General features: G+C 43.6%; 11 protein-coding genes. All 11 read right to left on the bottom strand.

The window, feature by feature from the left end:
* Positions 1–154: 154 nt before the first annotated feature.
* Complete coding sequence (mdh, locus tag LOR49_RS03035; RefSeq protein WP_240374631.1) at positions 155–1099, bottom strand: malate dehydrogenase; 945 nt, start codon at positions 1097–1099, stop codon at positions 155–157.
* Positions 1100–1122: 23 nt separating this feature from the next.
* A complete protein-coding gene (gene icd / locus LOR49_RS03030) occupies positions 1123–2418 on the bottom strand; it encodes an NADP-dependent isocitrate dehydrogenase (protein ID WP_338021124.1) in 1296 nt (431 codons plus the stop codon).
* 30 nt (positions 2419–2448) lie between these two features.
* On the bottom strand, positions 2449–3564 hold the full coding sequence (gene citZ / locus LOR49_RS03025; RefSeq protein WP_240374629.1) for a citrate synthase: 1116 nt from the start codon (positions 3562–3564) through the stop codon (positions 2449–2451).
* 295 nt (positions 3565–3859) lie between these two features.
* Positions 3860–4333 (bottom strand): DUF441 domain-containing protein, encoded by a 474-nt coding sequence (locus tag LOR49_RS03020; RefSeq protein ID WP_240374628.1) that lies wholly within the window; start codon positions 4331–4333, stop codon positions 3860–3862.
* An 82-nt stretch (positions 4334–4415) separates the two neighbouring features.
* Positions 4416–4811 (bottom strand): FxsA family protein, encoded by a 396-nt coding sequence (locus tag LOR49_RS03015; RefSeq protein ID WP_240374627.1) that lies wholly within the window; start codon positions 4809–4811, stop codon positions 4416–4418.
* Positions 4812–4939: 128 nt separating this feature from the next.
* Positions 4940–6694 (bottom strand): pyruvate kinase, encoded by a 1755-nt coding sequence (gene pyk, locus LOR49_RS03010; RefSeq protein ID WP_240374626.1) that lies wholly within the window; start codon positions 6692–6694, stop codon positions 4940–4942.
* A gap of 75 nt (positions 6695–6769) precedes the next feature.
* Positions 6770–7729 carry a 6-phosphofructokinase gene (gene pfkA / locus LOR49_RS03005; protein WP_240374625.1) on the bottom strand — a complete coding sequence of 320 codons (960 nt, stop codon included), beginning with the start codon at positions 7727–7729 and terminating at the stop codon, positions 6770–6772.
* 59 nt (positions 7730–7788) lie between these two features.
* Positions 7789–8775, bottom strand: a complete 987-nt coding sequence (accA, locus tag LOR49_RS03000; RefSeq protein WP_240374624.1) for an acetyl-CoA carboxylase carboxyl transferase subunit alpha — start codon at positions 8773–8775, stop codon at positions 7789–7791.
* A 5-nt stretch (positions 8776–8780) separates the two neighbouring features.
* Positions 8781–9635 carry an acetyl-CoA carboxylase, carboxyltransferase subunit beta gene (gene accD / locus LOR49_RS02995; RefSeq protein ID WP_240374623.1) on the bottom strand — a complete coding sequence of 285 codons (855 nt, stop codon included), beginning with the start codon at positions 9633–9635 and terminating at the stop codon, positions 8781–8783.
* A 111-nt stretch (positions 9636–9746) separates the two neighbouring features.
* Entirely contained in the window at positions 9747–10949 is a 1203-nt protein-coding gene (gene ystJ, locus LOR49_RS02990; RefSeq protein WP_240374982.1) for an NADP-dependent malic enzyme, read from the bottom strand.
* A 153-nt stretch (positions 10950–11102) separates the two neighbouring features.
* Entirely contained in the window at positions 11103–14417 is a 3315-nt protein-coding gene (dnaE, locus tag LOR49_RS02985) for a DNA polymerase III subunit alpha (RefSeq protein WP_240374622.1), read from the bottom strand.
* Positions 14418–14583: the final 166 nt, after the last annotated feature.

The raw sequence follows: 14583 nt of genomic DNA, 5'->3' as shown, positions 1-14583 counted from the left end.
ACTATGCTAACACCTTATTGAATTGGATGCTATTCTACTATTATAACATGATTTATTATGAAGTTTTTGCTTGACCATTTGTTAACAAAAACAAATTTGTTCGAAGCCAAACAAAGCCAGCTGTTTTAAACAGCTGGCTTTGTTGTTAAATACATTATTCCTTTGGCAGAGCTTCCATGACCGATCGTACAGAGTCGACTGATTTTGCAAGATCAGCCTTCTCTTCATCCGTTAGGTCCAGTTCAATAACTTTTTCAATTCCGTCTCCACCTAGTACAGTAGGAACTCCAACATAGAGGTCATCATAGCCGTACTCGCCTTCGAGGTAGGCTATCGTAGGAAGTACTCGCTTTTTATCCTTCAATATTGCTTCTGTCATCTCAGTCAACGCTGCTGCCGGCGCGTAATAGGCACTGCCATTGCCAAGAAGCTGGACGATTTCACCACCGCCTTTTCTTGTGCGCTCCACGATCGCATCGATGCGATCTTGAGAGAGAAGCTTTGTTAATGGAACCCCACCGACATTAGAGTAGCGGATAAGCGGTACCATATCATCTCCGTGACCGCCGAGGACGAACCCTTGAACATCTTCCACGGACAGCTTTAATTCTTGCGCTACAAACGTCCGGAAACGAGCTGTATCCAGTACGCCTGACTGCCCAATAACACGGTTTTTCGAGAAGCCAGATTCTTTAAATACAGTATACGTCATCGCATCTGCTGGATTCGTTAGAACGATGATGTAACAATCAGGAGAGTGCTTTACAATCTCCTTTGTAACAGATTTCATAATCTTAGCGTTCGTGTTAACAAGATCGTCGCGGCTCATGCCTGGCTTTCTTGCGATACCAGCCGTGATGATCACAACATCTGATCCCGCAGTATCTGCATAATTAGAAGTGCCGGTTACGTTAACATCTGCGCCTGCAACTGGAGTAGACTCCAGCATATCAAGCGCCTTTCCTTTTGTAGGTCCTTCCATATCAGGAATATCTACCAAAACGACATCCCCTAATTCTTTTTGTGCAGTCATTAAAGCAGTAGTAGCACCAGTGAAGCCCCCGCCGATTACGGAAATTTTCCTACGTTTAATAGCCATCTTTTATAGCCTCCTCATTAGGGTTACATGTTTTTAATGAGTTCATCTCCGAATTCAGAACATTTCACTTCTGTTGCGCCTTCCATTAAGCGAGCAAAGTCATAGGTGACTACTTTACTTCCGATGGTATTATCCATTGAACGGATTACGAGGTCAGCTGCTTCATTCCACCCGAGATGGCGCAGCATTAACTCTCCAGACAAAATGACAGAGGAAGGGTTCACTTTATCAAGTCCTGCATATTTAGGAGCTGTTCCGTGTGTTGCTTCAAAAATGGCATGACCTGTTTCGTAGTTAATGTTCGCACCCGGAGCAATTCCAATTCCACCAACTTGTGCAGCAAGGGCGTCTGAAATATAGTCTCCGTTTAAGTTCATCGTAGCTACTACTTCAAATTCTTTTGGACGAGTGAGAATTTGCTGAAGGAAAATATCTGCAATTGCATCCTTGACGATAATTTTACCTGCATCTTCAGCCTTCTGCTGTGCAGCATTGGCTGCATCTCTTCCTTCTTTCTCTACAATTTCATCATACTCGTTCCATGTAAATACCTTATCACCGTATTCCCGTTCAGCGAGCTCGTATCCCCATGCTTTGAAAGCACCTTCTGTGAACTTCATAATATTTCCTTTGTGAACGAGTGTCACACTCTTACGGCCTTCTTGTAGTGCATATTCGATTGCTGCACGAACAAGTCGCTCCGTTCCTTCTTTTGATACAGGCTTAATACCGATTCCTGACGTTTCAGGGAAACGAATATTTGTAGCGCCCATTTCATTTTGCAAGAAGTCTACTACCTTTTTCGCTTCTTCTGTGCCTTCTTGGTATTCAATACCTGCGTATATATCCTCCGTATTTTCTCGGAAAATAACCATGTCAACGTCTTCTGGACGTTTAACTGGCGAAGGTACACCAGTAAAATGGCGGACAGGACGCAGGCACGTGAACAAATCAAGTTTTTGGCGCAGTGCTACGTTCAAAGAGCGAATTCCTCCTCCTATAGGAGTTGTCAAAGGTCCTTTAATTGCAATTAAGTATTCACGAATTGTATCAAGGGATTCCTCAGGAAGCCATTCCCCTGTTTCATTATATGCTTTTTCCCCGACTAAAATTTCTTTCCAGTGAATCTTTTTCTTTCCGTCATATGCTTTTTCCACAGCAGCATCTAAAACTCGGCTTGAGGCTGCCCAAATATCCGGACCAATTCCATCTCCTTCAATAAAAGGAATAATTGGTTCGTCTGGTACGTTTAGTGCTCCATTATTAGTAGTGATTTTATTTCCATTAGCCATTTCGTATACCTCCTGATAGTGTGTAATTACGCAAACTCAAAAACGGTAACAGCAACATTACCTCTCATCAATAGGAATATACTGCTGCTTCTCTGGACCGACGTATTCTGCACGCGGGCGAATTAGGCGATTATCACTGTACTGTTCCAGAATGTGAGCAAGCCATCCAGAAACACGGCTAGTTGCAAAAATTGGAGTGAAGAGATCATGGTCAATGCCGAGACTGTGATAAACAGAGGCAGAGTAGAAATCAACATTAGGTGGAAGCCCTTTCTCGCTAACGACCATTTCCTCTGCTTTGATGGACATCTCATACCACTTAGATTCCCCTGTTATCGCCGTAAGCTTGCGGGACATTTCACGCAAGTGCTTGGCGCGCGGGTCACCTTTTTTATATACACGATGGCCGAATCCCATAATCTTTTCTTTGTTATCAAGTGCTTTTCGAATATACGGCTCAACGTTCTCCACTTCCCCAATTTCTGTCAACATTGCCATCACTCGTTCATTGGCTCCTCCATGCAGAGGACCTTTTAGAGCACCAATTGCAGCAGTAATGCCAGAATATACATCAGAGAGTGTAGCAACACAGACACGTGCCGTAAACGTAGAAGCATTCAACTCATGATCCGCGTGCAGGACTAGTGCTTTGTTAAAAGCAGTGATAGATGTCTCATCCGGGTTTTCCCCATTAAGCATGTACAAGAAGTTTGCTGCAAAACTCAGGTCTTTCTTAGGTGCTATCGGTTCCTTCCCTTCTCGAATACGGCTGAAACCAGTGACAATTGTCGGAACTTTCGCCTGAAGACGCACAGCCTTACGCTTATTCGCCTCCTCATTCATTTCGTCTGCTTCCTCATCATAAAGAGCAAGTTGAGATACAGCCGTGCGCAAAGCGGCCATCGGATGAACTTCTTTAATTGGATATGCTTTCATGTAATCAAATACTTCTTTCGGAACTTCCATGTTTGCAGCTAAATCTTTCGTTAGTTCATCAAGTTCACTTCTTTTTGGTAAGCGGCCATTCCACAGCAGATAAATAACTTCCTCAAAAGACGCATTGTCGGCTAAGTCATCGATGTTGTAACCTTGGTAGGTTAATACGTCATCAATAATTGAGCTAACACTGGAAGTCGTAGCCACTACACCCTCCAGACCACGAGTTGTGCTCATACCAATCTCTCCTTTACCAGAAATTAAGTTAATCGTATACCCCTTCACTTCCCCACGTGCTGCCGTCAACCTTCAGAAGGCGTTACGGCTTCCACTAGAACGCTCAGTCTGTTACAGGCACACTAAATCGCCGATGCTGGTTACGCGTATGTGTTCCCTTTAAAGTAAGCTATGTAGGAAGGTGATGTGAATCCTATCTCATTATATACATTTTTAACAGTTTTGTGAACGGCGATATAGACAAAAGATGACCCTTGTCTTGCATCCGTTAAAAATTTGACTGCGCCGCATCGCCTCAACCACCAGATGCTGAAAAAAATTCAACCGCTTTCATTACAGCAAAGGCAATGCCTGCACCAATTAAAGGGCCGACCGCTACACCGTTAAAAAAAGCAACCGCCAGTATTGTCCCGATAACAAGAGCTGCGGTGATATGCGGGTCGTTTTGTAAAAGTTCTACCCCGCCTTTTGCAATTAATGCTACTAGTATACCTGATGCAAGCGCGATCCATGCGTAGTAAGATTTCATAGCCTCTCTAAGCTGTGGGAATCCAATTTCTCCTGTTACAATAGGCACTAACACAGATGCTGTCAGAATGGTGACCGCGATCATAATACCTTTCGACTGCATAAACGGAAACACTTTGTCCCCCAGCCCCGTCCATTTAATGATAAAAAGAGCCAAGACAGCTATTATTAACGATTGATTCTTACCAACGAAGGCGATCGCAAGCAAAATCAGCATAAAAACAGTTGCCTGCGAGAACAATTCGACGTTCCATCCTTCCTCATAGACTTTATACTCATCCTACCATAAGAAGCCAGATTCTGTCATGCAACAACGGATGCCCTTATCTCCTTCTTATAAAGATGAATCTCCCCGTGGATAGATAATGTGAGAATAAACGGCTGAGCAGTGCCTTACCTGAACTTCTCGTATAAGGTATAAGCAGAAGAAAACCGAGTGTATCTGTGATAAAACCGGGAGTTAGCAGAACGATACCTCCCGCCAGGATGCAGATACCGTCTAAAATCAGGCCGCTTGGGACTTCCCCGTTCTGCATTTTCAATTGGGCGGTACGGATTACTTGTATCCCCTCTTTTCTTGCAAGCCAAGCACCTAAGACACCGGTTAAAATGATTAATAACAGGGTAGGCCATATCCCGAGCACATTTCCGGAAAGCACCAGCACTGCTATCTCTAACGCTGGGACAATGATTAATAATAAAACGAGCCACTTTCCCATTAAGTTTCTCCTTCCAAATGAGCAAACCAGCTGAGTGAATAGTCATGAGTTGCTCTACTATTATTCGCAAACGGGAAAAAGCTGTTCCCCGTGACGGTGAAGCAGCTTATTACCTATACTACCTATTTTCACAACACACTCGCGTGCCCTTTATAGATATCCCCTCTTGCAGCATCTACCGTTACTTCCTCACCTTCCGTCAGTATGTCCATCGCATTCCTAACGCCGACAATAACGGGAATCCCCAGATTCAGCCCGACTACCGCAGCATGTGAGGTAAGCCCGCCTTCTTCTGTAATCACGGCAGCTGCTTTTTCAAAAGCAGATATCATATCTTTATCGGTACTAAATGCGACGAGTATATCGCCTTCTGTTACCTTTTCATTTGCTTCTGATGCCGATCGGGCAATGACAACTTTCCCTAACGCTGTTTGTCTGCCGATGCCCTGTCCTTTTCCGATGATTTCTCCAATCACATGGACTTTCATGATATTGGTAGTCCCGCTCTCACCTACCGGCACCCCGGCAGTAATGATAACTAAGTCTCCATGTTTGACGAGACCCGCTTTTAACGAAGCTCTCACTGTGCTGTCAAGCATCTCGTCCGTACTTTTAGCAGCCGTTCCTAAGAGCGGTGTCACACCCCAGACAAGTGCCAGTCTCCGCAATACTTTTTCACTGTTCGTAACAGCTATGATTGGTGATTCGGGACGATACTTCGAGACAACTTTTGCTGTGTAGCCACTCTCTGTGCCTGTTAAAATAGCGGCTGCTCCAAGATGAAAAGCCGTGTGTGATACAGATTGGCTTATTGAATTTGTAATGGACTTCCGACTTTCTTTCGTACGCTGTTCCAAAATTGTTTCATATTTCAAAGCCGTTTCCGTTTTCACTGCAATATCATGCATGGTCTTTACCGATTCAACAGGGTAATCACCAGCTGCCGTCTCTCCAGATAACATAACGGCATCCGTTCCATCAAAAATGGCATTGGCAACGTCGCTCGCCTCTGCTCTCGTCGGCCGCGGATTTCTCTGCATGGAGTCAAGCATTTGCGTAGCTGTTATGACTGGTTTTGCTCGCGAATTGCACTTTTTTATCAACTCTTTTTGGGCAAGAGGCACTTCAGCAGGAGGTATTTCAACCCCGAGATCGCCACGGGCGACCATCAGTCCATCCGAAACCTCCAGAATGGCATCAATGTTATCAATACCTTCTTGATTTTCAATCTTGGGGATGATATGAATATCCTCAGCTCCATGCCTTTCAAGGATTTCACGTATTTCCAAAACATCAGAAGGACGTCTGACAAAAGATGCCGCAATGAAATCAACGTCATTTTCAATGCCAAACTCGATGTCTTCCGCATCCTTTTCCGTGATACCAGGCAGGTTTAACTTTACATTGGGCACATTAACCCCTTTTCGGTTTTTCAGCTCCCCGCTATTCAAAACTTTTGTTCGAATAACATCGCTTGCCACTTCCATTACTTCAAGCTCTATTAAACCATCATCTAAAAGAATTACCTTTCCAGGTTCTATGTCATTAGCAAGATTTTCATACGTAACAGAGATTTTTTCCGATGTTCCTTCTACCTCTTCAGTAGCCACAAGTAATTCCTGGCCCTTTACAAGTTGAACAGCACCATCTGTCATATTGTGCGTGCGGATTTCCGGTCCTCGTGTATCCAACAATATACCGATATTTTTATCCGCTTCTTTCGCAATATCACGGATCAATTGGATACGGCTTTGATGCTCTTCATGTGTTCCATGTGAAAAGTTAAGACGGGCTACGTTCATCCCTGAGTCCATCAGCTGCCGTAGCTTCTCGGGTGATTCGCTTGCCGGTCCTATTGTGCAAACGATTTTTGTTTTCCTCATGATATCCCCCTACTCTTTTTCTCCATTTTGCTAAGTATTATTTTCCATTGTATCATATGTTTCTATACCCGCTATTTAAATGGATAATTCCTGAGATAACTGATACATGTCTTTGTTAAAGGGTCGTTGCTCTATTAGACCATCAGCAATTGCTTTGTGGACAATAGTATTATGTTGCACCCCTAGCATCTTTCCAGATTCTCCGTTGATTAATAACTCTACCGCCCCAGCGCCCAGCCTGCTTGCGAGCACACGGTCAAAAGCACTAGGAGAACCTCCCCTCTGAATGTGCCCCAAAACTGTTACACGCGTTTCTAATTGAACAGCCTTTTCAATGGTCTGCGCCAATTCCACGCCGCTCCCCACACCCTCTGCGACAACGATAATGCTGTGCTTCTTGCCACGCTTGTATCCCCTTTGTAATCGTTCGATGACCTCCTCCATGTTGTATGGTTCCTCTGGAAGAATAATCGTTTCAGCACCATCTGCCAATCCAGACCATAACGCAATATCACCAGCTTTCCTTCCCATCACTTCTACTACGTACGTTCGTTCATGGGATGTTGCGGTGTCACGGATTTTATCAATAGCCTGGATGACTGTATTCAACGCGGTGTCAAATCCGATCGTATAGTCGGTACCAGGAATGTCGTTGTCAATAGTGCTCGGAACTCCGACAACCGGGAAATGAAGCGCAGCAAGTCTTTCTGCGCCGCGAAAAGAGCCGTCTCCGCCGATTACGACAAGCCCCTCTATCCCGTGCTGTTCCAGGTGAGCCAGGCTCGCATTTCTTCCGTCTGCTGTTTTGAATTCTTCACAACGTGCCGTGTAAAGCATAGTGCCGCCCCGATGAATAATATCACCGACATCTCCGATCGTCATTTGATGTATCTCATTATTTACGAGCCCGCTAAACCCATACTTCACTCCACATATTTCAATTCCATGGTATATTGCTTTTCTGACAACTGCACGAATAGCCGCGTTCATGCCAGGTGAATCGCCGCCACTTGTCAGAACACCAATTTTCTTCACGTCAATTGTCCCCCCCTGAACCTCATAAAGAAAAAATGCTCTCCGTCACCCAGAAAGCATTACGTAACCTCATTTATCTCTCCACTTATTTCAGAAGCAGATCTGCTGCCAATCTGCTTGAATTTCTCATAGCGCTCATCTTTTAATTCAGCACTTGTACGCTTCTGTAATGTGTCCAGTGATCGTTCCAGCACTTCATCAATGAGGTGCGCTTGCTGCTTCACATCTTTATGGGCTCCACCTCGTGCTTCTTTAATAATTTCATCGATTACTCCCAGCTCTTTTAGGTCAGGAGCTGTGATACGCATTGTTTCTGCGGCCTGCTTTGCAAAACTGGCATCTTTCCACAAAAGAGCAGCTGCCCCCTCAGGGGAAATAACCGAATAGGTGGAGTATTCAAGCATATGAATGTGGTTGCCTAATCCTAGTGCTAGTGCACCACCGCTTCCGCCTTCACCAATAACGATGCTGATGATTGGTACATTTAGTCCCGCCATTTCAAGTAAATTTCGTGCAATTGCCTCACTTTGCCCACGTTCTTCAGCTGCTTTACCAGGGTACGCGCCTTTTGTATCAATGAAACAAATAACGGGACGAGAAAATTTCTCAGCTTGTTTCATGAGTCTCAGTGCCTTTCGATACCCCTCAGGATGAGGCATCCCAAAATTACGTTTAATATTTTCTTTTGTATCCTTCCCTCGTTGATGGCCAATGACAGTGACCGGTTTCCCTTTGTATTTTGCGATGCCGCTCACGATGGCCGCATCGTCTCCGTACAGGCGATCACCATGTAGTTCGATGAAGTCCGTGAAAAGGCAGCCGATATAATCAAGAGTGGTCGGGCGTTCACTGTGCCTTGCTATTTGTACACGCTGCCACGGAGTTAAGTTCGCATAGATATCATTCTCCAACTGAGACAAACGTGCCTCTAACTTACTAATCTCCCCATCTAAGTCAAGCTCTTTTTCAGATGCAAATCGTTTTAGTTCAGCGATTTTATCATGAAGCTCCATCACTGGCTTTTCGAATGGTAAATACCGTTGCATAGCTGTCACCCCTTTTTGTAGCCATGTATATCAAGAATGGCGGCTATCGTTTCTTTCAGCTCTGATCGTGGTACGACTCGATCTATCTGTCCGTGCTTCAATAGAAACTCAGCAGTTTGAAAATCATCCGGAAGTTCTTGACGAATCGTTTGTTCAATAATTCGCCTTCCCGCGAAACCAATCAAAGCACCAGGTTCGGCCAGGTTAAAATCCCCTAGTGAGGCAAAACTAGCTGACACTCCTCCTGTGGTTGGATGTGTCATCACCGATATATATAAGTGGCCGGCGTCATCAAGTTTCTTTAAAGCCGCGCTCGTTTTTGCCATTTGCATCAAGCTTAGTACGCCTTCTTGCATGCGCGCCCCACCGGAAGCAGAGAACATAATAAACGGATACTCCTTGTCTATCGCTTTTTCAATTGCCCGCGCTATTTTTTCACCTGCTGCTGTTCCCAGGCTGCCCATTCGAAATCTTGCATCCATTACACCGATAACCGCCGGACAACCTTCTATTACGCCTTCCCCGGTGATTACCGCTTCCTTTAGATTTGTTTTCTCCCTGTCCTTCGCAAGTTTGCTCTCATATTCTGGAAAGTTCAGCGGATCATGAGCAATAACTTCAGTGTCATATTCAACAAACGTTTTGTCTTCACACAGTGAATCAATTCGCTCGTAAGCAGTCATATTCATGTGGTGCCCGCAACTGCTGCACACCATCAATTGTTTCTTTAATTCTTTTGCATATAAAATTGTTTTACAAGACGGACATTTCGTCATGACACCTTCGCTTTTACTCGACTGCTGACGTTCAGAAGAGATCGTGGCATATTTCTTTTTTTTATTAAAAAAATCTTTTAACACAAAAACACACCCTCTTTTACGAGATACCCTTTGTTCATGACAAGAGAAGCGACCGTTTTTAGGACGATCGCTTGCTATCTAATCATGTTGCAGTCTATCGATTACGATTTTTTATTCAATAATCGCAAGTCGACGTACTTTATCGGCTATTTGCTCAGGGTCTACTTGTTTGCGGGCAACCCCTGTCTCCATAGCGGTTTTTGCGACAGCAGCTGCAACTGCCGGCGCCACTCTACTATCAAACGGAGCTGGTATAACATAATCAGGAGTCAATTCTTCTTCCGCTATAAGATCAGCAATAGCGTAAACTGCCGCTTTTTTCATTTCTTCATTTATGTCGGTAGCAGAAACGTCCAATGCTCCTCGAAATATTCCTGGGAAAGCAAGAACATTGTTCACCTGGTTAGGAAAATCAGAACGGCCAGTCCCGATAACCATAGCACCTGCTTCTTTAGCCTCTTCGGGTATTATTTCCGGATCAGGATTAGCCATTGCAAAAATAATTGGATCGTCATTCATTGATTGTACCATTTCGTTCGTAAGGGCTCCCGCTGCAGAAACTCCAATGAAGACATCTCTATCAACGATAACATCTGACAGCTTTCCTTCCGCTCTATCTTTATTTGTCAGCTTAGCGACGACTTCTTTCATGTCATTCATGCCATGGGTACGTCCTTCATATATTGCCCCTTTTGAATCACATAAAATGACATCATCAACTCCCAATTCTAACAATAGCTTGAGAACGGCAATGCCAGCAGATCCCGCACCATTTACTACCACTTTTATTTCAGATAAAGATTTCTTATTTAATTTAAGAGCATTAATAAGTCCTGCTGCCGTCACGATGGCTGTACCATGCTGGTCATCATGGAATACCGGTATACTTAATTCTTTTTTTAACCGTTCTTCGATAATAAAGCAGTCAGGTGCTGCAATATCCTCTAAATTGATTCCGCCAAAAGACGGCTGCATAGTTTTTACTGTTGAAACAAATTGCTCAATGTCTTTCGTATCTAAGCAAATAGGGAATGCATCTACTCCTGCAAACGACTTAAACAACACTGCTTTTCCTTCCATTACAGGAAGCGATGCTTCGGGACCAATATCTCCAAGTCCTAAAACAGCCGTACCGTTAGAGACAACAGCTACCATATTTCCCTTCATTGTGTATGTGAATACTTCTTCCTTATTATCAGATATTGCCTTACACGGTTCAGCCACACCAGGCGAGTACGCCAAACTTAAATCGTGTGAATTTCTTACAGGAACCTTTGATTTAGACTCAAGTTTCCCTTGGTTCTCCTGATGCATCCGTAAAGCTTCCTCTTTCAATGTTGCCACAAAACCCCACTCCTTCACCAATAATGTCAAAAATGACTAAAAAATAAGATCATTCCACGTCTCTATTATCTTAACTGTTTCAACTTAAAACATATCTTATTATAACAGATGAAATTCACTTGTTCACCCATTATTCTTTAAGACTACTGATTCCTCTGATAAAACATCCTTTAATTGTCTCAGGCACGAATTAGAAGTAAACACCCTGAATTGATCTGATAATTCAAATGTTTTACGTTCTTTTTCATCATACAAAACGACACGGGTACTCCCAGGGTATCTCCTTAGTATCTGCTTAACATGATTCACACGTTTTTTTCGATCGTAAAGGGCTTCAATTTTCAAAAACAATGTTTGCTTCGCTTGCTGAAAAACTTCTTCAAGCGGTAGCACATGGTCAGCTAAAACTCTTCTCCCACTTTTCTTGTCTTTGCGGCCGCCGACTAATACAGGACTTTGTTCTTTGAGAAGCGGGATGTTCCTGTACACATCAGGGAAAATAACAACCTCTGCCTCCCCTTCTCCATCTGTAAGCGTTAAAAACGCCATTGCCTGGCCTTTTTTCGTTCGAATGGGAGTGAGTTTTTCGATCATGCCGGCAACCCAAAATGGAGCAGCAACTGGAAGTGATTCATATAAGGTCACCGGCTGAAAAGGCAAGAGAACGGTGTTATATCTTTCAAGAGGATGACCGGTTAAATAAACACCCGCAACCTCTTTTTCTGCTTCAAAACGTTCACTGTTGGTAAATGGCTCTGTTTGTACATAACGAAAGTTTGTATCACCACCCGAAACAAGGGAACCTAAGTCTTTCTGAAAATCAACAAACTCCAGCGCCTGCCGAAGCGAAGCAAGAAGAACCGCTCGATTATCGTCTAATTCATCAAACGCTCCCGCTTTAATAAGAGATTCAATACCCTTTACAAATTTATTGGCGTCCACTCTCATCAGAAAATCAATAAAACCTAGAAAAGGACTGCGACCTCTCTCGGCCAGTATAGATTCAATTAAATAGCGGTTCACATATTTGAGCGCTGACATCCCAAAATAAATTTGTGATTTGTATGCAAAAAAGCCTGCTCGGCTATTATTAATAGAAGGGGGAAGGATTGTTATCTTCCGATGCCTGGCCTCCCGTAAATATTTACTTAATTTTAAAGAGTCATCTTGGTTCATCGTTAACAGGGCAGCATAAAAATAAGCCGGATAATGGGCTTTCAAATAAGCTAGTTGATAGGCAATATAACTGTACGCCACCGCATGGGAGCGATTAAAGCCATAATCAGCAAAACGAACAATTAAATCATAAATGGATGCTGCCAACTTTGTTGGATATCCTATCCGCCCGGCCTTTTCTATAAAACGCGTACGCTCTTTTTCTAAAACACTGCGGACTTTCTTACTAATAGCACGCCGCAAGAGATCCGCTTCCCCGTATGTATATCCGGCTATGACGGACGCAATTTGCATGATCTGTTCTTGATAAATGATGACACCGTAGGTAGGAGCCAGAATCTCCTTTAAATTTTCATGATAATATTCGGGGTCGTCCACACCTTCTTTTCGTCTGGCATATAAAGGAATATTTTCCATTGGTCCCGGGCGGTATAGCGCATTAACAGCAGCAATGTCTTCAAATTTACTTGGTTTAATTTCTTTTAATGCTTGGCGCATACCTTCTGACTCGAGTTGAAATACTCCTGTAGTATCTCCGGACGCCAACAGCTGAAACGTTTTTTTATCCTCTATCGGCAGCTGTCTTAAGTCGATTTCTATTCCCTCTTGGAAACGGATAGAGCGCGTAATCCGTTCTAATAAGCTTAGATTTTTGAGACCAAGAAAGTCCATTTTTAATAAGCCAATATCTTCTAGTATGTCCATGGAATACTGGGTCATGAGCACTTCATCACTTTTTTTCATTACGGGGACATGATTCGTGAGTTCCTCTGCACTCATTACTACACCCGCAGCGTGGATAGAAGTATGCCGGGGAAGCCCTTCTACTTTACATGCAATGCTCCAAATAGAAGAAGCAAGCGGCTCTTGATCCAGTAATTGTTTAAAAGAAGGATTCGTTTTGGCCGCTTTCTGTAACGTCATATGATGTTCCTGAGGAATAAGAGAAGCCATTCTTTCGATTAAGGCTTGAGGTGCTTGTATAATTCTACCGGCATCTCGAACTGCGGCTCTGGCACCAAATGTCCCAAAAGTAATGATTCTGGCAACACGGTTTCGTCCGTACTTTTTGCTGACATACTCTATTACCTCGTCACGGCGATAGTCCGGAAAATCGATATCAATATCGGGCATCGTTACTCTCTCTGGGTTTAAAAATCTCTCAAATAACAATCGATGTTTCAGCGGATCAATATCAGTGATCTCTAGTAAATAAGCAACGAGAGACCCTGCTGCCGATCCTCTTCCCGGACCGACCAGCATCCCTCTTTCACGAGCAAATTTAACAAAATCAGCAACGATTAAAAAATAATCATCGAACCCCATTTGATGAATAACGGCAAGTTCCATCTCAAGTCGTTTGATCACTGTTTCACTGAGATGCCCAAACCTTTTTACAGCCCCTGCCTCACACCAGGCCCGTAGTGTTTTGTCTGGAGTCTTCCCTTCCGAAAGGGGATATCTTGGCAAAAACCGCTGTTCAAAGTTTATATGCACATTACAGCGTTCGGCTATATCTTTCGTTGCCAGGAGGGAGGTTTCCTCAACATCTTTCGTTATCGCCGGGTCCATAAACACTCCCTTGAATGTGTCCTCAGCCTCGTCTTTTACTTCTTGCAACGAGACTCCTTTGGCAATTGCCTGCAAGGCACATAAAGCATGTCTATCCCCTTCGTTAACCATATGGACATTGTTCCCGGCGGCCAATGGCAGCTCATGTTGAGCGGCAATTTTTTCCCAGACTTTAAGAATTGTACCTTCTTCCTTCACTGGTTGTCTCTCCAAGTATAATGAGTGCTTCTCTGCTGCACGTTTCCAATTTTCAACGACTCGCGCTGCCTTCTCTGTATCTCCATGCCTAAGAAGACTTGCAGCCTCACTGTCTGCGTACGGCATGATAATAAAACAATGTTTGAGCTCCTTCTCTACTTCTTCAAGTGTAATCGTATTATTGCATTGTTTGTATGTAGAAAGCTTGAGCAAGGACTGGTATCCTTCATTATTTTTTGCCAGCAGTACAACAGGATAGGCACTACCTTTTGACTCGAGCCCATTCACCCATAATTCCAGCCCGATAATCGGCTTTATACCAGACTCTTTACACTTTTTATAGAACGGTATGACACCGTACATCACATCCTTATCTGTGATTGCCAGAGCGCTCATTTCCATCCCGGCTGCCTTACCTACCAGCTCGTTAATTCGAACCGTGCTGTCAAGCAAACTATACTCGGTATGGATGTGTAAATGTATAAAGTCCATAGCTGGTTGCTCCTTTATTCACAATTAGCTTTTTCGACCACAATTGGAGAATGTTCTTTCCCCATTATGAAACGCAGTGTAAGAGAAAACAAGCATATAACATTGTATCCAAGCTTATATTTGTATTAAAGAACCGTGTTTTAAAAGGCAGGGAAGGAGGCGTAAT

The organism is Bacillus piscicola, from assembly GCF_022458745.1.
GTDB classification, from domain to species: domain Bacteria; phylum Bacillota; class Bacilli; order Bacillales; family Marinococcaceae; genus Alteribacillus_A; species Alteribacillus_A piscicola.
This window is presented reverse-complemented; position numbering and strand designations above follow the sequence as displayed.